Origin of the sequence: Micromonospora sp. WMMA1996 (assembly GCF_002573675.1) — a bacterium.
GTDB classification, from domain to species: Bacteria; Actinomycetota; Actinomycetes; order Mycobacteriales; family Micromonosporaceae; genus Micromonospora; species Micromonospora sediminicola.
The window spans coordinates 3,533,256-3,557,844 of the sequence record NZ_PDHU01000001.1; the positions used below are offsets into that span (position 1 = coordinate 3,533,256).

The following is a 24,589-nucleotide window of genomic DNA, read 5'->3' on the forward strand; positions in this document are numbered from 1 at the left end:
GGCGCGACCGTGGGTCGGGGGGTCTCCGGGGGAAGGAGGAGCTGGGGCGTGCGGGGTGACGGGCAGACGACTGACGGAGTGTCAAATGTCGACCGAAAACGGGGGCGGAAAGTGCTCCGAAGAGGGCGCGGATATCCGACCGGGCGGCGCGCGCGACTGCGCAATTGTCGACACAATCGCCGGAGAACGGCGTGATCGGCTCCGGCACGCAGATCACCGGTCTGGCCGCCGGGCCGGCGCGAGGATTCCTCGTGACGGTATGCCATCGAAGATCACCCTGTCAACGATCCACATCAGACGCGGACTGAGCTGCTGAAACGTCCGCCAACGCGCCCACATAGACGTCATCGCCGCACGCATCAGGCAAATCCCTCCACAGTGCGGTGGAGGTGGCGGGAAAGGCGATGACCGACACGGGCGACATCACGGCGGTGGGCGACACGGGTGGCGACCGGGCCGGGTCGCAATCGCATTTCTTACCGGCGCGCGGGAATTGGCCGAACGTGCCGCCCCGGTCACCGAACGCACCGACTGCCGACACGATTCGGGGATCGGCGGGTGAAGATCGACGGTGACATGATGGGCGAGGTTCCCATCGAGGAATCCTGATCTTTTCCCACTATCCGGCTGACCGCACGGTCCGGCGCGGCGGCTGCCCGCGCCCGGATGCCGCCACCTCACGGCCGGGCAGCGACGAAGGCGGAGGCGATGACGGACGTCCTGCGGACCCGGAGACCGGTGACCGCCCCACCGGCACGGCCCGACTCCGACCGGCCCGCGCCGGCCACGGCCGCCCAGCGCCAGATGTGGCAGTTGGACCGACTCGACCCGGGCTCGGCCGCCTACCTGGTGCCGCTGGCCTACCGGCTGCACGGCCCGCTCGACGTGGCGGCCCTGTCCGCCACGCTCGACGACCTGGTGGCCCGGCACGCGGCGCTGCGCACCACGCTCGCCCGACCGCAGGCACCCGCCGGACAGCCGACCGGGCCGGGCGACGACGATCCGACCCGGGTCGTCCAGGTGGTGCACGCGCCGCGCCCCGGGCTGCTGCGGGTGCACGACCTCAGCGGCCTGCCGAGCTGGCAACGCGACCGGGAGGTCCGGACCCGGCTCCGGGCCGCCGCGCGTGACCCGCTCGACCTCGTACGCGGACCGGTGCTCCGGGCCGACCTGCTGCGGTGCGCGCCGGAGGAGCACGTGCTCCTGCTGACGATCCACCACGTCGCCGTCGACGAGTGGTCGCTGGGCATCCTCCACGAGGAGTGGGAACGGCTCTACGCCGCACACCGCGCCGGGGTGCCGGCCGGGCTCGACCCGGTCACGCACGACTGCCGCGACCACGCGCTGCGGCAGCGGGACTGGCTCGCCGGGGCGCAGGCGGCCGAGCAGCTCGACTACTGGCGCGGGCAGCTCGCGGGCGTTCCGGCGGCGCTCGACCTGCCCACCCGGGGGCCACGCCCGGCGGTGCCGTCCGACGCCGGCGCCACGCTGAGCGTGCCGCTGGACGTACCGGCCGAGGCGCTGGCCGCGTTCTGCCGGCAGGCCCGCGTGTCGCCGTACATGGTGTTGCTGACCGTGCTGCACGTCCTGCTGGCCCGGTGGACCGGCGAGCGGGACGTGGTGGTCGGCACGCCGGTGGCCGGCCGGCGCGGCCCGGAGACGCGGCAGCTCGTCGGCCTGCTGCTCAACACCGTGGCGATCCGCGCCCGGCTGGACGACGACCCGTCCTTCGCCACGCTGGTGGAGCGGGTACGCACCGCGGTGCTGGACGCGCTGAGCCGGGAGGAGCTTCCCTTCTCCACGGTGGTGCAGACGCTGCGCCCGCCCCGACGGGCCGGCTTCAGCCCGCTGTTCCAGGTGATGTTCGTCCACGGCCGGGAGGCGGCTCCGCCCCGCCTGGACGGTCTCGAGGTCAGCGCCGTGGAGGTGCCACCCGCCACCGCGAAGTTCGACCTCACCGTTGCCGTACGGGAGAACGAGCAGGGTCTGCGGACCGTGCTGGAGTACCGCACCGAGCTGTTCGACGACGACGCGATGGCCCGACTCGCCGGGCACTTCCAGACGCTGCTGGCGTCGCTGCTCGCCGACCCGGGGGCGCCGGTCGGTTCGGCCGCGATGCTCACCGCCGAGGAGCACCGCCGGCTAATCGACGAGTGGAACCGCACCGCCACGCCGGACGAGCCGGACGAGCTGGTCCACACGCTGATCGAGGAGCAGGCCCGGCGTACCCCCGACGGGGTGGCGGTGACCGACGGCGAGGGCGCGCTGAGCTACCGGGAGCTGCACGACCGGGCCGAGTCGCTGGCGGAGACGCTGCGCGGCCGGGGTGTGGGCGTCGGCTCCCTGGTCGGGGTGCTGCTGCCGCGCGCGGCGCCGTTCACCGTGGCGGTGCTGGCGGTGCTGCGGGCCGGCGCCGCCTACGTGCCACTGGACCCGGCCAACCCACCCGCCCGGCTGCGCCACCTGATCGGGGACACCGCCGCTCCGGTGGTGCTCACCTGCGCCGAGCTGGCACACCTCGTACCCGGGGACCGGGCGCTGCTGGTGCCGGGGCCGGAAGCGCCGGCTACGGGGGCCGGGCCGGCGCGCGGCGGCGGGCCACGACGGCGGGCGCGTCGCCGGCCCACGCCGTCGGCCGACGAGCTGGCCTACGTCATCCACACTTCCGGTTCGACCGGCCACCCCAAGGGCGTGATGGTCACCCACCGGGGTGTGGCGAACTACGTGCGCTGGGCCGCTCAGGCGTACCGGCTGCGGCCGGGCGACGTCGTCCCGCTGCACTCCTCGGTCGGGTTCGACCTGACCGTGACCAGCCTGCTGGTGCCGTTGGCCGCCGGCGCCACGGTCCGGATGATCGGCGAGCACCTCGGCCCGGCGGCGCTGGGCGAGGCGCTGCGCGACACCGCCACGCCGTTCGGCCTGGTCAAGATCACTCCGGCCCAGTTGGAGCTGGTCACCCACCAGCTGCGCCCGGACGAGCTGGCCGGGCGGACCCGGTGCTTCGTGATCGGCGGCGAGAACCTGCGCGCCGACCAGGTGGCGCCGTGGCGGCGGCACGCGCCGGAGACCGCGCTGGTCAACGAGTACGGCCCGACCGAGACGGTGGTCGGCTGCGCCGCGTACGAGGTGGAGCCCGGCACGCCCGCTGACGGTTCGGTGCCGATCGGCCGGCCGATCGCCAACACCGCGCTGCACGTGCTCGACGCGTGGGGCAACCCGGCGCCGGTGGGCGTGGCCGGCGAGCTGTACGTGGGCGGCGCCGGGGTGGCGCGCGGCTACCTCGGCCAGCCGACCGTCACGGCCGAGCGGTTCCTCCCCGACCCCTTCGCCGGGACGCCGGGCGCGCGGCTGTACCGCACCGGCGACCTGGTCCGCCGCCGGCCCGACGGCGTCCTGGAGTACCTGGGCCGCACCGACCGGCAGGTCAAGGTGCGCGGCTACCGGGTGGAGTGCGGCGAGATCGAGGCGGCGGTCCGGCGGCACCGGCCGGACGTCGACGTGACCGTCCACCTGCGCCACGACGACCCGGCCGACCCCCGGCTGGTCGCGTACCTGGCCGGCGGCGGGACCGGTCCGGCCGAGCTGCGGGCCGCGCTCGCCGCCGAGCTGCCGTCCTGGCTGGTGCCGGACGCGTTCGTCCGGCTCGACGCGCTGCCGCTGACCGGCAACGGCAAGGTGGACGCCGACGCGCTGCCCGCGCCCGGCCCGGCGGCGGCCGTCCCGCCCGCCTCCACGCCCGGCCCGGCGGCGGCCTCGCCGTCCGCCGGCCCTGCGCCCTCCGCCGGCACCGTCGCGCCGGTCCCGCCCGTCCGGTGGGACGGCGACCGGGTACGCCTGGAACGGCTGGTCGCCGAGGTGTGGCGGGAGGTGCTCGGCGTCGACGAGGTCGGCGTCCGGGACAGCTTCTTCGACCTCGGCGGGCACTCGATGCGGCTGCTGGCCGTGCTCGACCGGCTGCGCGCCCGGCTCGGTGACGTGCTCACCGCCACCGACCTGTTCCGCCACCCCACCGTCGAGTCGCTGGCCGCGTACCTGGTCTCGGGGACGACGACCGGGGCGGAGCCGGAACCCGCGCCGCAGGCCCCGCCGCGCGCCGGCGCCGCGGTGGCCGCCGGTTCGGCGGAGGCGCTGGTCGCCGTCGTCGGCATGGCCTGCCGGTTCCCCGGGGCGCGCACGGTCGACGAGTTCTGGGCCAACATCCGCGACGGGGTGGAGTCGGTCCGCGAGTTCACCGTCGAGGAGATGCTCGCCGACGGCGCGGACCCGGCCCGGATCGACGACCCGGCGTACGTGCGCGCCGGCACCCACCTGCCTGGCATCGACGAGTTCGACGCGGCGTTCTTCGGCTTCACGCCCCGGGAGGCGGAGACGCTCGACCCGCAGCACCGGCTGCTGCTGGAGTGCGCCTGGCACGCCCTGGAGCACGCCGGGCACGACCCGTCCCGCCACCCCGGCCGGGTCGGCCTGTTCGCCGGCTCGGGCCGCAGCTCCTACCTGCTCGACCACCTCAACGGCCGGCCGGAGCTGACCGGCGCGCTCAGCGAGCACCAGATCTCCCTCGGCAACGACAAGGACTTCCTGCTCAGCCGCGTCGCCTACCAGCTCGACCTGACCGGTCCGGCGGTCACCGTGGCCACCGCCTGCTCCACCTCGCTGGTGGCCGTGCACCTGGGCCGGCAGAGCCTGCTGGCCGGCGAGTCGGACGTGGTCCTGGCCGGCGGCGTCAGCGTCTTCCCGGCCCAGCGGCGCGGCTACCTGCACCACGACGGGGGCATCTACTCCCCCGACGGGCACTGCCGGCCGTTCAGCGCCGAGGCGCGCGGCAGCATCGAGTCCAGCGGCGTGGGCGTGGTGGTGCTCAAGCGGCTGGCCGACGCGCTGGCCGCCGGCGACACGGTCTACGCGGTGATCCGCGGCTCGGCGATCAACAACGACGGGGCCCGCCGCACGGGCTACACCGCGCCGGGCGTCGCCGGGCAGGTCGAGGTGATCAGCAGCGCGCTGGCCGCCGCCCGGGTGGACCCGCGCTCGGTGGGCTATGTGGAGGCGCACGGCACCGGCACCACGCTCGGCGACCCGATCGAGGTGGCCGCGCTGACCGAGGCGTTCCGGCGCGGCACCGACGAGCGTGGCTTCTGCGCGCTCGGCTCGGTCAAGGCGAACATCGGGCACACCGACGCCGCGGCCGGGGTGGCCGGCCTGATCAAGACCGTGATGGCGCTGTGGACGCGGACGCTGCCGCCGACGATCAACGTGGAGCGTCCCCACCCGGGCATCGACTTCGCGTCCGGCCCGTTCCGGCTCGACGGCGCGGCCCGGCCGTGGCCCGGCGACGGTCCGCGCCGGGCCGGGGTCAGCTCGTTCGGCATGGGCGGCACCAACGCGCACGTCGTCCTGGAGGAGCCGCCGGCGTCGCCGGTCGCGCCGCCGGCCCCGCCCGCGCCGGGGCCCCGGCTGCTGACGCTGTCGGCGCGTACCCCGGCCGCGCTGGAGAGCGCCACCCGGCAGCTGCGCGACCACCTCGACGCCCACCCCCGGGTGGTGCTCGCGGACGTCGCGGCGGCGCTGGGCCGCCGGGCGGCGATGCCGCACCGCCGGTACGTGGTCGCGGCGGACCGCGCCGACGCGGTGGTCGCGCTCGACGCCCCGCAGCGCCAGTTCACCGGCGTCCACCCGGGTGGCCGGCGGACGCTGGCGTTCGCCTTCCCCGGCCACGGCGCCCAGCACGTGGCGATGGGCGCCGGGCTCCACCGGGCCGAGCCGACCTACCGGGCCGTGGTGGACGAGTGCGCCGAGCTGCTCGGCGGCGACCTGGCCCGGGACCTGCGGGCCGTGCTGTGCCCGGAGCCGGGCGGGCACGCGGCGGCGGAGGAACTGCTGGCCCGCCCCCGCCTGGTGCAGCCCGCGCTGTTCGTGACCGGCTACGCGCTGGCCCGGACGCTGCTGGCGCGCGGCGTCACACCGGACGTGATGGTCGGTCACAGCCTCGGCGAGTACGTGGCCGCCTGCCTCGCCGGGGTGTTCTCCCTGGACGACGCGCTGCGCCTGGTACGGGTCCGGGGCGAGCTGGTGGAGCGGACGCCGGTCGGCGCGATGCTGGCGGTCGCGCTGCCAGAGTCGGCGGTGACCGCGCTGCTCGACGAGGGCGTGTCGCTGGCCGCGGTGAACGCCCCGCGGCTGTGCGTGGTCTCCGGCGACCCGGCGGCGGTCGGCCGGGTGCGGGAGCGGCTCACCGCCGACGGTGTCGTCTGCCGCCCGCTGCGGGTGGCCCGCGGCTACCACTCGGCGCTGCTCGACCCGGTGCTCGACGAGTTCGCCGCGCACGCCGCCCGGGTGCGGTACGCCGAACCCGAGCGCCCCTACCTGAGCAACCTGACCGGCGGTCCGGTCACCCCGGGGCTGGTCACCGACCCGGCGTACTGGGTGCGGCACCTGCGCGAGCCGGTCCGCTTCGCCGCGTCGGCCGCGTTCCTCGCCGAGCAGGAGGCGACGGTGGCCGAGGTGGGGCCCGGGCACGCGCTCGGCGGCCTGGTCCGGCTGGCCGGGCTGCGGCCGGCGCAGGCGGTGGCGATGATGCGGCACCCCCGCGCCGAGGCCGACGACGTCGGCACGCTGCTCGACGCGGTGGGCCGGCTCTGGCTGACCGGGGTGCCGGTCGACCGGGAACGGTTCGCCGGCGACGGGGACCGGCGGCTGCCGTTGCCCGGCTATCCGTTCGAGCGGCACCGCTACTGGATCGCGCCGGCGCCCCGGCCCGGCGCGGTCGCCCCGACGCCGCTCGCGACGCCGGCCGAGGCGCCGGTGGCCGCGCCGGTGGACACCGGCAACCGGCCGGAGCTGGGCACCGCGTACGTCCCGCCGGCCACGCCCGCGCAGGAGTGCGTGGCGGAGATCTGGTCGGACCTGCTCGGCATCCGGCCGGTCGGCGCGCACGACGACTTCTTCGCGCTGGGCGGCCACTCGCTGCTCGCCACCCAGGTGGTGGTGCGGCTGCGGGACCGCCTCGGCGTCGCGGTGCCGCTGGAGACGGTCTTCGCCCGACCCACCGTCGCCGGTCTCGCCGCGGCGTTGCCCGCCGGCACGGCCCCCGCGCCCACCGCGACCACCGGGGACGGCGCCGCGGCCGGGTCCGCGACCGGGGCCGGTGGCGCGGCAACGCCACCGGCGCCGGTCGCCCCGGCGGCGACGGCGCTCGCGCGCATCCCCCGCGCCGATCCGGACGCCGGACCCGCGCCGCTCTCCTCCGGGCAGCACCGGCTGTGGTTCCTCGACCAGGCGTACGCGCAGAACGCCTACACCGTCGGCACCACGCTGCTGCTGGAGGGCGTGCTCGACCGGGACGCGCTGCGCACGGCGCTGGCCGGGCTGGTGCGCCGGCACGAGGCGCTGCGGACCGTGTTCCCGATCGGGCCGGACGGCGACCCGGTGCAGCGGGTGCTGCCGGCCGGGCCGGTGGAGCTGCCGGTCGTCGAGGCCCCGGCGGAACCGGACGCGCCGGCGCCCGTCAGCATCGTCGAGCCGGCCGTGGCCGAGGCGGTCCCCCGCTGGGTGCACGCCGCCCTCGCCGCCGACGTGCGGCGACCGTTCGACCTGGCCACCGGCCCGCTGTTCCGGGCCGTGCTGCTGCGCGTCGCCGACGAGAAGCACGTGCTGTCGCTGACCATGCACCACGCGGTCTCCGACGGCTGGTCGCTGGGCGTGGTGGCCCGGGAGGTGGCCGCCGGGTACGCCGCCGCCCGCGCGGGACGGCCCGACCCGCTCCCCGAGCTGGCCGTCCAGTACGGCGACTACGCGCGCTGGCAACGCGACCGGCTGGCCGACCCGGACAGCGCGGACCTGCGGTACTGGCGCGCGCAGCTCGACGGGGTGGCCGCCGTGCTGGAGCTGCCCACCGACCGGCCCCGCCCGCCGGTGCAGACGTTCGACGGCGCGGTCCGCACGCTGGTCCTGCCCCGGGAGACCGCCGACCGGCTCCGCCGGTTCAGCCAGGAGCACGGCGCCACGCTGGCGATGACGCTGCTCGCCGCGTTCAAGGCGGTGCTGTGGCGCTGGACCGGCCAGCGCGACGTCTGCGTCGGCATGCCGGTCGCCGGCCGGGTCCGGGCCGAGCTGGAGCCGATGGTCGGCTTCTTCGTCACCATGCTGCCGCTGCGCACCGTGCTCGACGGCGAGTGGACCTTCACCGAGCTGCTCCGGCAGGTCCGGCGCACCGCGCTGGGCGCGTACGACCACCAGGAGGTGCCGTTCGAGCGGCTGGTGGACCTGGTCGACGCGCCCCGGGACCTGAGCCGCAACCCGCTGTTCCAGGTGATGTTCAACCTGCTCAACGTGCCGGAGCAGCGGGACGTGGACGCGGCCGGCGTGCGGATGACCCCGTTCGCGGTGGAGCCCGGGATCGCCCAGCAGGACCTGGCGCTGTACGCGTACGAGGTGGCCGAGGGGCTGCGGTTCCGGCTGGAGTACAACACCGCGCTCTTCGACGCGGGCACCGCCGAGCGGATGATCGGCCACCTGGACACGCTGCTCGCCGCGGCGGTCGCCGACCCGGGCGCCCGGCTGGCGGAACTGCCGGTGCTGACCGCCGCCGAGCTGGCCCGGTTCGCCGAGTGGAACGACACCGCCACGCCGACGGCGTGGGACGCCGCGCCGGACCGGGTGCCGACCCTGGTCGACCTGTTCGCGCACCAGGTGGCCACGAACCCGGACCGACCGGCCGTGACGTTCGGCGGGACCACGCTCAGCTACGCCGCGCTCGACGCCCGGGCCAACCGGCTCGCGCACCGGCTGCGCCGGGCCGGCGTCGGGCCGGACGTGCCGGTCGCGGTCTGCCTGCCCCGCTCGGCCGAGCTGCCGGTCGCGCTGCTGGGCGTGCTGAAGGCGGGCGGCGCGTACGTCCCGGTCGATCCGGAGTATCCGGTGGAGCGGCAGCGGTACGTGCTGACCCACAGCGGCGCCACGGTGCTGGTCACCGACGCGGCGCTGGCCGACCGGTTCGCCGGCTTCGCCGGCGCGGTGGTGACCGCCGGCACGGCCGACGGGCCGGACACCGCTCCCCCGGTGACGGCCGGGCCGGACCACCTGGCATACCTGCTCTACACCTCCGGATCGACCGGCCGGCCCAAGGGCGTCCGGGTGACCCACGGCGCGGTGGTCAACACGCTCGCCGCGATGCGCGAGCGCCCCGGTCTGACCCGCGACGGCACCATGCTGGCGATGGCCAGCTTCGCCTTCGACATGTCCGTGCCGGAGCTGTTCCTGCCGCTGGTGGTCGGCGCCCGGATGCTGCTGGTCGACCGGGACGTCGCCTACGACGCGGCCCGCCTCGCCGCGCTGCTCGACGCCGAGGGCGTCACGCTGGCCCAGGGCACGCCGACGACCTGGCGACTGCTGATCGAGTCGGGGTGGACCGGCACGCCCGGGCTGACCGCCGTCTGCGGCGGCGAGGCGGTGCCCGCGCCGCTGGCCCGGCAGCTCGCCGAGCGGGTCGACGCGCTGTGGAACCTGTACGGGCCGACCGAGGCCGCCGTGTGGGCCACCATGGACCGGATCACGCCGGACGAGACCCGGCCCACGATCGGCCGTCCGATCGGCAACATGCGGGCGCTCGTGCTCGACGCGCGGCTCGCTCCGGTGCCGGTCGGCGTGCCGGGCGAGATCTACCTGGGCGGGCCGGGGCTGGCCCGCGGCTACCACGACGACCCGACGCTGACCGCGCAGCGCTTCGTCCCCGACCCGTACGGCGACGGGCGGCTCTACCGCACCGGCGACCTCGGCCGCCGGCTGGCCGACGGGCGGATCGAGTTCCTCGGCCGGGGCGACTCGCAGGTCAAGGTGCGCGGGTTCCGGATCGAGCTGGGCGAGATCGAGGCGGCGTTGCGCCGGCACGACGCGGTCCGCGACGCGGCCGTGGTGGTCCGCGAGGACGCGGGCGAGAAGGCCGTGGTGGCGTACCTGACCCTGACCGGCGGCCCGGAGCCGGACACCTCCGGCGAGGTGACCGCCGACTTCGCCGCCGACCCGGCGCCGTGGCGGGCGTTCGTGCGCACCTGGCTGCCGGACTACATGGTGCCGTCGGCGTTCGTGCCGCTGGACCGGATGCCGCTCAACGCCAACGGCAAGGTCGACCGGTCGGCCCTGCCCGCGCCCCGCCGCGAGCGCGCCGAGGTCGGCGCCGGCACGCCGGACACGCCGCTGCGGGAGGCGCTGGCGCGGCGCTGGGCGGAGGTGCTCGGCTACGAGCGCGTCGGCATCGACGACGACTTCTTCGACCTGGGCGGCGACTCGTTCCGCGCGATCAAGGCGCTGGCCGGCACCGACCCGGCGATCAGCGTGCTCGACCTGTTCCGGCACCCGACCATCCGCGGGCTCACCGCGCACCTGGCCGAGACCGGCGGTTCGGCCGGCCGGCTGCTGCACGAGCTGACCCCGGCCCGGCCGGGCACGCCGACCACGCTGACGCTGCTCTGCGTACCGTTCGGCGGCGGCAGCGCGATCACCTTCCAGCCGCTCGCGGACGCCCTGCCGGCCGGGGTGTCGCTCTACGCGCTGGAACGTCCCGGGCACGACCTGAACCGCCCGGACGAGCCGATGCTCGACCTGGACGAGCTGGTGGACCGCTGCGTGGCCGAGGTGGTCGGGCAGATCACCGGCCCGGTGGCCGTGTACGGGCACTGCGTGGGCGGCGCCGAGGCGGTCGAGCTGGCCCGCCGGCTGGAGGCGGCCGGCGTCGAGGTCACCGGCGTGGTGATCGGCGCGCACTTCCCCGCCCCCCGACTGCCCGGCCGGGTGTTCGGCTGGCTGCGCCGGTGGTTCCCGGTGGAGCGGTGGGCGTCGAAGCGGCGGACGCTGGAGTCGCTGCGTGCGATGGGTTTCTTCACCGAGGTCTTCGACTCCGCCGAGAAGGACTTCGTGATGCGGGTGGTCCTGGCCGACTCGGCCCGGGGCGAGGACTACTACACCGACGTGTACACGCGGGGCCTGCCCCGCAAGCTGTCCGCGCCGCTGGTCTGCGTGGTCGGCAGCGGCGACCGGGCCACCGAGCTCTACCAGGAGCGCTACCTGGAGTGGGAGTTCTTCGCCGACCAGGTGTCGCTGGAGGTGATCGAGGGCGCCGGCCACTACTTCGCCAAGCACCAGCCGGCCGAGCTGGCCGACGTCATCCTGACGCACTGCGCCACCGCGCCGGACGCCGCCACCGCCGGACCCGCACCGGCGGACCCGGCCCGGCCCGCCGCCGGACCCGCAGAGGCACGGGCGTCCCGGACCGCCCCGGCCCCGGCGGACGTCCCGGCGCGGCGGACGGCGACCCCCAGCCTGGCGGTGTTCTACCTGGTCGCGATCGGTCAACTGGTCTCGCTGATCGGCAGCGGCCTGACCGCGTTCGGCATGGGCCTGTGGGTCTACCAGCGGACCGGGTCGGTGTCGCTGTTCGCCACCGCCACCGTGCTGGCGCTGCTGCCGGCCGTGGTGCTCTCCCCGATCGCCGGCGCGCTGGCCGACCGGTGGGAACGCCGAAGAATCATGGTCCTCGCCGACTGCCTGGCCGCCACCGGCACGGTGAGTCTCGCGTTGCTGCTCTGGTTCGGCCAGTTGCGCCTCTGGCACATCCTCACCGCGATCACCGTCACCGCCGTGGCCACCGCCTTCCAGCAACCCGCCTACCAGGCGGCCGTCACCCAGCTGGTGCCCAAGCGCTACTACGGGCGGGCCAACGGCATCGTCTCGCTCGGCACCGCCACCAGCACCGTGCTGGCGCCGCTGGTCGGCGGCGCGCTGGTCCTCGCCGTCGGACTGCGCGGCATCGTGGTGATCGACCTGGTCACGTTCGTCGTGGCGGTGACCGTCACGCTGTCGGTCCGCTTCCCCGACACGCTCTTCGTCCGGCGGGAGGAGCCGTTCCGCCGTGAGGTGCTGGGCGGCTGGCGGTTCATCGTCCGCCGGCACGGTCTGGTCGCCCTGGTCGTCCTGGTGGCGTCGCTGAACTACTTCTTCGCCATGGTCGAGGTGCTGGTCACCCCGCTCACGCTCTCCTTCGGCGACCCGGCGGTGCTCGGCCGGGTGCTCGCCGCCAGCGGCGTCGGCATGGTGGTCGGGTCGGTGCTGATGGGCGTCTGGGGCGGCACCGCCCGGCGGACCACCGGCATCCTGGCCAGCGTCGTGCTGCTCGGCGTCTCACTGCTCACCGTCGGGCTGCGGCCGGACCCGCTGTTCCCCGCCCTCGGGCTGTTCGGCATGGGCCTGGCCACCGCCCTGGTGAACACGCACTGGCTGGCGATCGTGCAGGCCAAGGTGGGCCTGGAACTCCAGGGCCGGGTGCTGGCCATGGCGCAGATGCTGTCCTGGCTGATGGTGCCGGCCGGGTTCCTCAGCGCCGGCCCGCTGGCCGAGCACGTGCTCGCCCCGCTGGCCCGGCCGGACGGCCCGCTCGCCGGGCTGGTCGGCACCGGTCCGGGGCGCGGCATGGCCCTGGCCGCGATCCTGGCCGGCCTCTGCGCGCTGGCGCTGGCCGCGGGCGGCATCGCGTACCGGCGGATCCGGCGGCTGGAGGACGAGTTGCCGGACAACGACCCGGGCAGCGTCGTGCTGACCGACAAGGACCGCATCCAGGAGGAGGCGGACCGTCGCCTCGCCGCCGTGGGTGGTTCCCGGTGAGCGCGCCCGCCCGGCCCGCCGGACCGACCCGCCGCGCCGCCACCCGGCGGGCCGGCGGCGGCCCCACCGTGGACTGTCTGCACCGGATGGTCGCCGCCCAGGCGGCCCGGACCCCGGACGCGGAGGCGGTCCGGCGCGGCGAGACCACGCTCTCCTACCGGGACCTCGACGAGGCGGCGAACCGGCTGGCCCGGGTGCTGCTGGCGCGCGGCGTCGATGTCGGCGACCGGGTCGGCGTCTGCCTGCCGCGCACGCCGGAACTGGTGGTCGCGCTGCTGGCCGTGCTCAAGGCCGGCGCCGCGTACGTGCCGCTGGACCCGGCCTACCCGGCGGCCCGGGTGACGTTCATGACCGCCGACTCCGGGGCGCGGCTGGTGCTGACCCGGGCCGGGCTGGCCGACCGGTTCGCCGGCCCGACCGTGCTCGTCGACCGGCTCGACCCGGACGGCGACGGCACCGACCCGGCGACGCCGGTGACACCCGGGGATCTGGCGTACGTCATCTACACCTCCGGATCCACCGGGCGACCCAAGGGCGTCGCCATCGAGCACCGCTCGGCGTCGGTGCTGCTGCACTGGGTCCGGCAGACCTTCGACGACACCGAGCTGGGCGGGATGCTCGCCGCCACCTCGGTCTGCTTCGACCTGTCCGTCTTCGAGATCTTCGGCCCGCTGGCCTGGGGCGGCCGGGTGGTGCTGGTCGACGACGTGCTGGCGCTGGCCGCGCCCGACGCGGACCGGCTGCCGGTGACGCTGGTCAACACCGTGCCGGCGGCGATGGGCGAGCTGCTCACCGCCGGGGCGCTGCCGCCGGGCGTGCGTACGGTCTGCCTGGCCGGCGAGCCGCTGACCGCCGCGCTGGCCGCCCGGGTGTGGGCCCGCCCGCACGTCCGCCGGCTGTGCAACCTCTACGGCCCGTCCGAGGACACCACGTACTCGACCTGGGCCGAGGTGCCGCCGGACGAGACGGAGCCGCCGATCGGCCGGCCGCTGCCGGGCACCCGGGCGTACGTGCTCGACCCGGACGGGCGGCCGTTGCCGCCCGGCGAGGCGGGCGAGCTGTACCTGGCCGGCGCCGGACTGGCCCGCGGCTACCTGGACCGGCCGGCGGAGACCGAGGCCCGGTTCCGGCCGGACCCGTTCCGCCCGGGCGAGCGGATGTACCGCACCGGGGACCGGGTCCGGCTGCGCCCGGACGGGCAACTGGCCTACCTCGGCCGGTTGGACGACCAGGTGAAGCTGCGCGGCTACCGGATCGAGCTGGGCGAGGTGGCCGCCCGGCTCGCCGCGCTGCCCGGCGTACGCGAGGCGACCGCCGCCGTCCGGCCCGGCCCGAGCGGGGACCCGCTGCTGGTCGGCTACCTGGTCGGCGAGCGGCGCGACGACGTCCGGGCCCGTCTGGCCGAGGTGCTGCCGGGGCCGCTCGTGCCGGCCGCCGTGGTCTGGCTGGACCGGCTGCCCACGCTGCCCAACGGCAAGGTCGACCGGGCTGTCCTGCCCGCGCCGGCGCTCGGCGGTGAGCGCCCGGAGGCGGGGGGCCTCGGGACGACGGCCGTCGCGGTGGCGACGGTGTGGCGGGAACTGCTCGGGGTGCCGGTGACCGACCCGGACGACGACTTCCTCGCGCTCGGCGGCGACTCGCTGCTGGCGGTCCGCTGCGCCACCCGGCTGGCCGCCGCCACCGGCCGCCCGGTGCGCCCCGGTGACCTGTTCGCCCACCCGACGCTCGCCGCGCTCGCCGCCCACCTCGACGCGCCGCCCACCCCGGACGCCGACCCGACGGGTACGCCCGACGGCAGCGGCGCGGGCCCGGCCGACGGCGTCCCCGCGGTCCCGGCCGACGGCGTCCTCGCGGACCCGGCCGACGCCGTCCCCGCGGACCCGGCCGACGGCGGGCCGGCGACCGGCGGGCCGGACCGTGGCGGGCCGGCGCCGCTCTCCCCCGCGCAGCGGCGGTTCTGGTTCCTGCACCGGCTCGACCCGGCCGACACGTCCTACCTGCTGGCGTTCGCGGTCCGCTTCGCCACCCCGCTGGACCCGGAGCGGCTGACCCGGGCGCTGCACCGGGTGGTCGACCGGCATCCCGCGCTGCGCACGGTCCTGCCCGCCGGGCCGGACGGTCCGGTGCAGGTCGTGCGGCCCGACGCCCACCCCGCTCCCACCGTCGCGCCGCCCGACCCGGGCGCCCCGCTCGACGACCGGCTCGCCCGGCTCGCCGCCCAGGTCACCCGTACCCCGATGGACCTGGCGGTGGGGCCGCTGCTGCGCGCGTGCCTGCTGCCCGACGCCGCCGGCCGGGCCGAGGCGTTGCTGCTGGTCGTGCACCACGCCGTCGCCGACGACTGGTCGTTCGGGGTGCTGGTACGCGACCTGGCGTCGGCCTACGACGACCCCGACGCGCCACCCGGTGAGCCGGCGCCCGGACCGGCCGCCGTCGCCGCCGCCCAGCGCGCCTGGCTGGTCGGGCCGGCCGGACGGCGGGCCGTCGACGAGCTGGTGCGTGAGCTGCACGGCGCCCCCACCGTGCTCGACCTGGAGGCGCGGCGGAAGGGCCGCCCGACGCGTCCGGGGACCCCGCTCGACGGTCGGGCGCTGCGGACCACAGTGGAGCCGGCGACCGTGGCCGCGGTACGCGAGCTGGCCCGCGCCCACCGGGCCAGCCTGCACATGGTCGGGCTGACCGCGTTCGCCGCCCTGCTCGGCGCCGCCACCGGCCGGGACGACCTGCTGGTCGGCGTCGCCTTCGCCGGCCGCACCAGCGTGGCCGCCGAGCAGAGCGTGGGCTGCCACGTCAACACGCTGCCGCTGCGCCTGCGACCGGCCCTCGACCGTTCGTTCGCCGACCTGCTCGCCGAGGCACGGCGGGTCACCCTGTTCGCCGCCGCCCGCCAGGACGTCCCGTTCGACCTGCTGGTGGAACGGCTGAACCCGGCCCGCCGGCCGCACCGCAACCCGCTCGTCCAGGTCGCGTTCGGGGTGCAGAACGCACCGGCGGCCCGGCACCGCAGCGCCGTCGGCGGCGAGTTCACCGGCGTGGAGCTGACGCCGGACGCGGCCCGCCTCGACCTGACGCTCTGGCTGGACGACCGCCGGGGCGGGCTGGACGCGCTCTGGACCTACCGAACCGACCTGTTCGACCACGACGGGGTGGCGACGTGGCACCGCCGCCTCACCGCGCTGCTGCGCGCCGCCGCCGTCGACCCCGGGCGCAGTCTGGCCGACTGCGTCGACACCGCTGGGAGTGAGAGATGACCGATCAGACCCGGGTCGCACGGCCCGTCCCCCGTCGCGGCCGGGACCGGAACCTGGTGGACGTCCGGCCGGACTGGCCCGGCGGCCCGCTGCCGGCGCTGGTGCGCGCCAACGTCCCCGACGTCGACCTGGCCGGCTGGCTGGCCGGGCACCGCGCCGAGGTCGACGAGCTGGCCCGCCGCGCCGGCGCGGTGCTGTTCCGCGGCTTCGCCGTGGCCGGCGCCGACGACTTCCGCACCGTGATGGCGGCGCTCTCCGGTGACGTGCTGTCCTACGGCGAGCGTTCCTCGCCGCGCAGCCGGGTCACCGAGGGCGTCTACACCTCCACCGAGCACCCGGCCGACCAGCCGATCGTGCTGCACAACGAGCAGTCGTACACGGTCACCTGGCCGCTGCGCATCGTGTTCCACTGCGAGGTCGAACCGGCCGCCGGTGGGCGTACGCCGCTGGCGGACAGCCGTCGGGTGCTGGCCCGGCTGCGCCCGGAGACGGTCGCCGAGTTCGAGCGCCGTGGCGTGCTCTACCGGCGCAACTACCTGCCCGGGATCAGCCTGAGCTGGCAGACCGCGTTCCAGACCGACTCGCGCGCCGAGGTCGAGGCGTACTGCGCCCGCGCCCTGATCGACGTGGAGTGGGTGGGCGAGACACAGCTGCGGACCCGGCAGGTCCGCCCGGCGGTACGCCGGCACCCGGTCACCGGCGAGCGGACCTGGTTCAACCACGCGCTGTTCTTCCACGTCACGTCGCTGCCCGAGGACGTCAGCGCCGGGCTGCGGGCCGCGCTGGCCGAGGAGGACCTGCCCTACCAGACCGCGTACGGGGACGGCACGCCGCTGCCGGACGACGTGCTGGCCGAGCTGCGCGCCGCGTACGCCGCGGAGACCCGCTCCTTCGCGTGGCGGCAGGGAGACGTGCTGCTGGTGGAGAACATGCTCGCCGCGCACGCCCGGGAGCCGTTCACCCCGCCCCGGCGGATCCTCACCGCGATGTCCGACCCGGTCGCCGCGCCGGAGCTGACCACGACGGGACCGGTCACGGGCGGTGCGGCGTGAGCGCGAGGAGCGAGCCGGTCCTGCGAGCCCCGCAGTCGCGAACGAGGACGGCCCCGGTGAGCGCGAGGAGCGAGCCGGTCCTGCGAGCCCCGCAGTCGCGAACGAGGACGGCCCCGGTGAGCGCGAGGAGCGAGCCGGTCCTGCGAGCCCCGCAGTCGCGAACGAGGACGGCCCGGTGAGCGCCCCGGGGCCGCGCCGGCGGGGCAGCGGTGGCACCGTCTCCGCACCGGTGACCCGGCGCACGCTCGGCGCTGACGACTTCGTGCTGCTGGTCGAGGCCGCCGTGCCCGACCTCGACCTGGCCGGCTGGCTCGCCGGGCGGCGGGCCGAGCTGCTGGCCGACCTGGACCGGCACGCGGCGGTGTTCTTCCGCGGGTTCGACGTGCGCAGCGCCGACGACTTCGGGCGCGCGGCCCGGGAGATCGGCCCGGAGCTGCTGGGCTACCTGGAGCGCGCAGCGCCCCGGCACGAGGTGGCGGACAAGGTGTTCACCTCGACCGAGTTCAACGCCGCCCAGTGGATCCCGCTGCACCACGAGATGTCGTACTCGCACAACTGGCCGACGCACCTGTTCTTCTACTGCGCGCAGCCGGCCACCGGCGACGGCGGCGCGACCCCGCTGGCCGCCGAGCGGGTGATCACCCCGCTGATCCCGGCCGAGGTGCGGGAGCGGTTCGGCCGCGACGGCGTCCGCTACGTACGCAACTACGGGCCGCACCTGGACCTGCCCTGGCAGGAGGCGTTCCAGACCACCGACCGGGCGGAGGTGGAGGCGTACTGCGCCGCCTCGGCGACGGAGTTCACCTGGCTGGGCTCCGACGGGCTGCGGACCGTGGCGCGCCGGCAGGCGACGGCGACGCACCCGCGTACCGGGGAGACGGTGTGGTTCAACCACGCCCACCTGTTCCACGTCTCGAACATGCCGCCCGAGGTGGCCGGCGCGCTGCTGCGCGAGTACGGCCCGGAGGGGCTGCCCCGCAACGCCTACCACGGCGACGGCGAGCCGATCGCCGACGAGGTGGTCACCGGCATCCGCGAGCTGTACCGGCAGCACGCCCTCTCCGTGCCCTGGCGGCGCGGCGACGTGCTGGTGGTGGACAACTTCCTGGCCACCCACGGCCGGGAACCCTTCACCGGCGACCGGCAGATCCTGGTCGCCATGTCCGACCTCTACGTGAACCGGAGTGTGCTGTGAACGGATACCGTCTGTCCCCGGTCCAGCGGCTGGCCTGGTCCGGCAAGCAGGACCTGGTCCGGGCGCGGGTCCAGCTGGACCGGCCGCTCGACCCGGCCCGGTTGCAGGCCGCCGTCGACACGGTGGTGGCCCGGCACGAGGCGCTGCGGCTGACCCTGGTGCACCACCCAGGGCTGCGGGTGCCGTTGCAGGACGTGGACGACGACCGCGCGGTCACGGTCGGCGCGCAGGGCGAGCTGTCGGTCACCCTCACCGACGACGCGTTGGAGCTGGCCGCCACCCCGCTGATCGCCGACCCGGCCGGCCTGCGCCTGGTCCTGGCCGACCTGGCCCGCGCCTACGCCGGTGACCTGCCGCCGGCCGACGAGGAGGCGTTGCAGTTCCTCGACGTCACCGAGTGGCAGGTGGAGGAGCGGGAGGCGGCCCCGGCCGCCGCACCGGGCGCGCCGGCCGCGCGGCTGGTCGAGCCGCACGGGGACGACCCGGGCGCCACGGTCACCGCGACGCTGCCCGCCGCCGAGCTGGCCGAGGTCGCCCGCGTCGCGGACGCACCCGTCGGCACGGTGCTGCTCGCCGCCTGGGCGCTCGCGGTGGCCCGGCGGGCCGAGGCGCCCGACGGGGCCGAGGAGGCGGACCTGGTGCTGGCCCGCTGGCACGACGGCCGGCACGCCGAGGGCACCGCCGGCGTGGTCGGCCCGCTGGGCGGCTACGGACCGCTGCGACTGGCGCTGCCGCTGCCGGCGGAACCGGCCGCGCTGCTGGCCGCCGTCCGCGCCGCCGAGACGGTCGCCGATGAGACGTTCCACCTGGTCGACCCGGTCGACGAGAGCACCGGCGCGGTCGCCGGGTTCGCGCTGGAACCGGCCGTCGCGCCGGCCGTGGTGGCCGGGCTGGGCGGCACCTCGGCGGACGTGCCCGTCCCGCCGGCGCCGGCCGGGCCGCGGCTCACCGTGCGCACCGGCGGCGACGAGGTGACACTGCGGGTGACCGGGGGGCGGTGGCTGCTCGACTCGGTGGTGGCGGTGCTGCGCAGCCTGCCGGCCGCGTTGGCCGGCGACGCCCCGCTCGCCGTGCTCGGCGCCGGGGAGGCCGGGTGGCTGGCCGAGGCCGGCGGCACGGTGGGCGCGACGCCGGGGCGTACCCTCGTCGACCTGATCGACGCGGGCCTGGCCGGGATGGACCGGGGCGCCACGGCGGTGTCGGCGGCCGACGGCGCGTACCCGGTCGAGGAGCTGGACCGCCGCGCCGCGCGGGTGGCCGCGGCGCTGGCCGCGCGCGGCCTGGCCGGCGCGCCGGTGGGCGTGCTCGCCGCCCGCTCCCGGGACACGGTGGTGGCGTTCCTCGGCGTGCTGCGTGCCGGCGCGGTGTTCGTGCCGCTCGACCCGGACGCCCCGGCGCCGCGCCTGGCCGCGCAGCTGCGCGCGGTCGGCGCCGACTGCGTGGTCGGCGTCGGCGGCCCGGCGACGGTGTCCGTCGCGGAGCTGGTCGCCGCCGGCGGCGCGGCGCCCGCGACCGCGCCGGCCCCGACCGACCCGGCGTACGTCATCTTCACCTCCGGCTCCACCGGCACGCCCCGCCCGGTGCGGGTGTCGCACGCCGCCGCCGCGCACCTGGCCGGCGCGCTGGAGGCGACCGTGTACGCGGGCAGCCCGCCGGGCCTGCGGGTGGCGGTGAACGCGCCGCTGACGTTCGACGCCTCGGTGAAACAGCTGGTGCAGCTCGCCCACGGCCGCTCCCTCCACCTGGTGCCCGACGACGTGCGCCGCGACGGCGCGGCGCTCGCCGGGGCGCTCGCCGAGCACCGGGTGGACGTGCTCGACCTGACCCCCTCCCAGCTGCGCATCCTGCTCGCCGGCGCGGGCGACGCCCGGCTGCCCGGGCTGCTGCTGCTCGGCGGCGAGGCGGTCCCGGAGGACCTGTGGTCGGCGGTGGCGACACTGCCCGGCGTGCGCGCGGTCAACCTGTACGGCCCGACCGAGTGCACGGTGGACACCACCGTCGCGGAGATCCACGCGGACGAGCCGCCGACGATCGGCCGGCCGCTGCCCGGCGTCGCGGTCCGGGTGCTGGACGAGCGGCTGCGCCCGGTCCCGCCCGGCGTGGCCGGCGAGCTGTGCGTGGCCGGTCCGCAGCTGGCCGAGGGATACCCGGGCGACCCGGAGGCGACCGCCCGCCGGTTCGTCGCGCTGCCGCTGCCCGACGGCGGCGCCGAGCGGGTCTACCGCACCGGCGACCGGGTCCGCTTCGACGCCGAGCGGCGGCTGCGCTACCTGGGCCGGCTCGACGACCAGGTGAAGATCCACGGCTTCCGGGTGGAGCCGGGCGAGGTCGCCGCCGTGCTGCGTGAGCACCCGGGGGTGGCCGACGCCGCCGTGGTCGCCCGCGACGACGACGGGTACGGCGACCGGCTGGTCGCCTACGTCCGGCCGCGGTCCGGGTCCGCCCCGCTCGACCTCGGGCGGGTGACCGGGATCAACCCGCACGAGACCCGCTACCTGTACGACGAGATCTTCGTCCAGCGGGTCTACCTGCGCGACGGGATCACGCTGCGCCCCGGCGCGACGGTGCTCGACGTGGGCGCGAACATCGGCATGTTCTCGCTCTTCGTGCACCAGGTCTGTCCGGACGCGACGATCCACGCGTTCGAGCCGGTGCCGGCCGTGGCCGACGCGTTGCGCCGCAACGTCGCCGAGTTCGGCGTGCCGGCCACGGTGCACGCCCACGGGCTGTCCCGGGCCGACGGCGAGGTCTCCTTCACCTACTACCCGGGCTACTCGATGATGTCCGGGCACGCCGCGTACGCCGACCCGGACGCCGAGATCAGCGTGATCAAGCGGTACCTGGCCAACGAGCGCGACGCCGGCGCCGGTGAGCGGGACGTGCTGCTCGACCGGGCCGACGAGCTGCTCGCCGAGCGGTTCGCCGGCCGGGAGCTGACCGTGCCGGTCCGGCCGCTGTCGGCCGTCCTGGACGAGCTGGCCCCGCACCGGATCGACCTGCTGAAGATCGACGTGCAGCGGGCCGAGGCGGACGTGCTCGCCGGGCTGGACGACCGGCACTGGCCGCTGGTCGCGCAGGTCGCCATGGAGGTGCACGACGCGCCCGGCACCGCGACCGCCGGCCGGCTGGCCGAGCTGGTGGCGCTGCTGGAGGCGCGCGGGTTCACCGTGGTCACCCGGCAGGACGACCTGCTCGCCGGCACCGACCGGCACACCCTGCACGCGGTCCGCCCCGAGTACGCCGCCGCGTCGGAGGGGACGCCCGCCGCCGACGCCGGGCCGGCGCCCACCGTCCAGGAGTGGCTCGCGCAGCGGCTGCCGGCGCACCTGGTGCCGGCCGCCGTGGTGGTGCTCGACGAGTTGCCGCTGACCCGCAACGGCAAGCTCGACCGGGCGGCGCTGCCCGCGCCCCGGGTGGAACGGCCGGCCGACGACCCGGCGACCGCACCGGCCAACCGGGCCGAGGAGATCCTGGTCGAGGCGTGGCGTGAGGTGCTCGGCGTGGCGTCGTTCGGCGTCACCGACAGCTTCTTCGCGCTCGGCGGCGACTCCATCCGCAGCATCCAGATGCAGGTCGCGGCGCAGAAACGCGGGTTGTCGTTCCAGCTCAACGACATCTTCACCCACCAGACGATCCGGGAACTGGTCGCCCACGGCCGGATCACGCTGGACGGCCTCGTGCCCGAGCCGGCCGCCAGGATCTCCCTCGTCGGCACGGCCGACAGATTTGCGCTCGTCGGCGTGGCCGACCGGGAGTTGCTGCCGGACGGGCTGGTGGACGCGTATCCGATGACCGCGCTCCAGCTCGGCATGGTCTACCACGGCGAGTTGACCGGTGACCCCGCCGTCTACCACAACGTCACCGCGCACGAGGTGGCCGCGCCGCTGGATCCGGCGGCGCTGCGCCGCGCGCTGACCGCCCTGGTCGACGCCCACCCGGTGCTGCGCACCGGCTTCGCGCTCGGCGCGTACGCCGAACCGCTGCAACTCGTGCACGAGCGGGTGCCGGTCGACCTGCCGGTGACCGACCTGTCCGGCCTGGACCCGCAGGCCCGCCGCGACCGGATCGACGCGCTGGTCGCCGAGGAACGTCTCCGCCCGTTCGACCTCACCCGGCCGCCGCTGCTGCGGCTGCACGCGCTGCGAGCCGACGGGGACACGTTCACGCTGCTGGTCGCCGAGCACCACGCCGTCCTCGACGGCTGGAGCCTGCACCTGTTCCTCACCGACCTGCTCGGCGCGTACGACCGGGAGCGGGCCGGCACACCGGCCGCCGCCGATCCGGGTCTGCCGTTCCGGGAGTACGTGACGGCCGAGCGGGCGGCCCTGGCCGACCCGGCGACCCGGCGGTTCTGGCGTGACGGCGCCGGCGCCGCGCCGCCGTTGCTGGTCGGCAGGGCGCAGCCGAGGACCACCACCACCCAGCGGGTGCCGCTGCGGGCCGGCACCACCGAGCGGGTGGCCGAGGTGGCCCGGGACGCCGGGGTGCCGGTCAAGTCCTGGCTGTTCGCCCTGCACCTGCGCCTGCTCGGCGAGCTGGCCGGCCGGGACGACGTGGTCAGCGGCCTGGTGGTCGGCGGCCGACCCGAGGGGGAGGGCAGCGACGCGACGCTCGGGTTGTTCCTCAACACGCTGCCGGTGCGGGTCGCGCTGGGCACCCGGTCGGTGGCCGAGCTGGCCGCTGCGGCGTGGCGGGCCGAGCGGGAGCTGATGGGCCACCACCGCTTCCCGCTGGCCGAGATCGTCCGGGCCGGCGGCGCGGGCCCGCGCTTCGACCACTTCTTCAACTGGACGCACTTCCCGGCGCGACCGGCCGGTGCCGGCAGTCGCATCGTGGACAGCCGGGGCGTCACCGTGGACGTGGCGTTCAGCCTCGCCGTCGACGCCGAGCTGGACGCCGGTCGCCTCGGGCTGATGATCCAGTACGACCACCGGCACGTGCCGGCCGAGCGGGTGGACGCGCTTGCCGACGGCTTCCGCCGGCTGCTGGCCGCCGACCCGGCCGCGCCCCTGCCGGCGGTGGCGTCCCCGGCGGCCGGCGGGGACGCGCGGCAGCGGTGGGCGGACCGGGTGGCGGCGGCCTGGCAGGAGGTGCTCGGCGCCGCGCCGCGTGACCCGGCGACCGACTTCGTCACCGCCGGCGGCGACTCGCTGCGCGCGCTGCGTCTGGTCACCGTCCTGCGACAGCGCCACGGCAGTGACCTGACGCTGCCCGAGTTCACCGCGCTGGGCAGCTACCGGGCGCTGGTCGACCGGGTGGCCCGCGGATGACCGGGTTCGGCACGATCGCGGTGCACGGTGACGACGGCCTGGTTCCGGGCGGGTCGGTGGCCCCGCCGATCGTGCAGAGCGCGACGTTCAGCGCCGAGTCCGACGAGCGGTTCACCGAGATCGCGACCGAGGCGCGGGGCAGCGCGTTCTACACCCGCTACGGCAACCCCAACCACGCCCAGGTGGCCGCCGTGGTCGCCGAGCTGGAGGGCGCGGAGACCGGGTTGGTCACCGCGTCCGGGATGGGCGCGATCAGCACGGTCGCGCTGGCCCTGCTCGCGGCCGGCGACCACGTGGTGGTGCAGCGCAGCACCTACGGCGGCACCACCTCGCTGGCCACCGGCCTGCTGGCCCGCTTCGGCGTCACGTGCACGTCTGTCGACCAGACGGACGCGGACGCGTTCGCCCGGGCGCTGCGGCCGCAGACCCGGCTGGTGCTGGTGGAGACGCCGAGCAACCCGCTGCTGGAGCTGACCGACCTGGCCGCCGTGGTGGCGACCGCGCACGCCGCCGGCGCGCTGGTGGTGGTGGACAACACGTTCGCCACCCCGGTCAACCAGCGTCCGCTGGACGCCGGGGCGGACCTGGTGTGGCACAGCGGCACCAAGTTCCTCGGCGGGCACTCCGACGTGTCCGCCGGGGTGGTGGTCGGCGGCGCGGAGCTGATCGAGCGGGTGTGGCGCACGGCGATCGTCACCGGCGCCACGCTCGGCCCGGTCGACGCCTGGCTGCTGCTGCGCGGCCTGCGCACGCTGGCGCTGCGGGTGCAGCGGCACAACGCCAACGCGCTCGCGCTGGCCGGGGCGCTGGAGGGTCACCCGGCGGTGGCCCGGGTCCGCTATCCGGGGCTGCCCTCGCACCCCCAGCACACGCTGGCCCGCCGGCAGATGACCGGCTTCGGCGGGGTGCTCGGCGTCGAGCTGGCGGCCGGGCGGGCCGGCGCGGCGGCGCTGCTGGCCGGGCTGCGCCTGGGCAAGCGGGCGGCCAGCCTCGGCAGCGTCAGCACGCTCGTGGTGCACCCGCGCTCGATGTGGGCCGGCATCGTGGACGCCGAGCAGCTCGCCGCCGCCGGCATCGGCGCGGGCCTGGTCCGCGTCTCCACCGGCATCGAGGACACCGACGACCTGGTGGCCGACTTCCGGACCGCGTTGGAGGGGGTGCCGGCCTGAC

At 76.5% G+C, this 24,589-nt stretch carries 6 protein-coding genes; all 6 read left to right on the forward strand.

The window, feature by feature from the left end:
- Positions 1-708 precede the first annotated feature (708 nt).
- The 6 genes from COO58_RS16105 to COO58_RS16130 all read left to right on the forward strand — a co-directional run bounded on the left by COO58_RS16105 (position 709) and on the right by COO58_RS16130 (position 24,588).
- Positions 709-12,651: a non-ribosomal peptide synthetase/type I polyketide synthase gene (locus COO58_RS16105; RefSeq protein ID WP_176558824.1), complete on the forward strand. Its 11,943-nt coding sequence runs from the start codon at positions 709-711 to the stop codon at positions 12,649-12,651.
- Positions 12,648-15,902 (forward strand): non-ribosomal peptide synthetase, encoded by a 3,255-nt coding sequence (locus COO58_RS16110; protein ID WP_098745564.1) that lies wholly within the window; start codon positions 12,648-12,650, stop codon positions 15,900-15,902. Before COO58_RS16105 ends, COO58_RS16110 begins: the two co-directional genes overlap by 4 nt.
- Positions 15,899-16,954, forward strand: coding sequence for a TauD/TfdA family dioxygenase (locus COO58_RS16115; protein ID WP_098745566.1), 1,056 nt, complete (start codon positions 15,899-15,901; stop codon positions 16,952-16,954). The genes COO58_RS16110 and COO58_RS16115 overlap by 4 nt, the downstream gene beginning before the upstream one ends.
- Before the next feature lie 175 nt (positions 16,955-17,129).
- Positions 17,130-18,149 (forward strand): TauD/TfdA family dioxygenase, encoded by a 1,020-nt coding sequence (locus COO58_RS16120; RefSeq protein WP_098745567.1) that lies wholly within the window; start codon positions 17,130-17,132, stop codon positions 18,147-18,149.
- Positions 18,146-23,419 carry a non-ribosomal peptide synthetase gene (locus COO58_RS16125; RefSeq protein WP_098745569.1) on the forward strand — a complete coding sequence of 1,758 codons (5,274 nt, stop codon included), beginning with the start codon at positions 18,146-18,148 and terminating at the stop codon, positions 23,417-23,419. Before COO58_RS16120 ends, COO58_RS16125 begins: the two co-directional genes overlap by 4 nt.
- Complete coding sequence (locus COO58_RS16130) at positions 23,416-24,588, forward strand: PLP-dependent aspartate aminotransferase family protein (RefSeq protein WP_091578794.1); 1,173 nt, start codon at positions 23,416-23,418, stop codon at positions 24,586-24,588. Before COO58_RS16125 ends, COO58_RS16130 begins: the two co-directional genes overlap by 4 nt.
- Position 24,589: the final 1 nt, after the last annotated feature.

Coding starts and splice junctions, on each gene's coding strand:
- COO58_RS16105 (WP_176558824.1), top strand. CDS start 709: ATGACGGACGTCCTGCGGACCCGGAGACCGGTGACCGCCCCACCGGCA.
- COO58_RS16115 (WP_098745566.1), top strand. CDS start 15,899: ATGACCGATCAGACCCGGGTCGCACGGCCCGTCCCCCGTCGCGGCCGG.
- COO58_RS16130 (WP_091578794.1), top strand. CDS start 23,416: ATGACCGGGTTCGGCACGATCGCGGTGCACGGTGACGACGGCCTGGTT.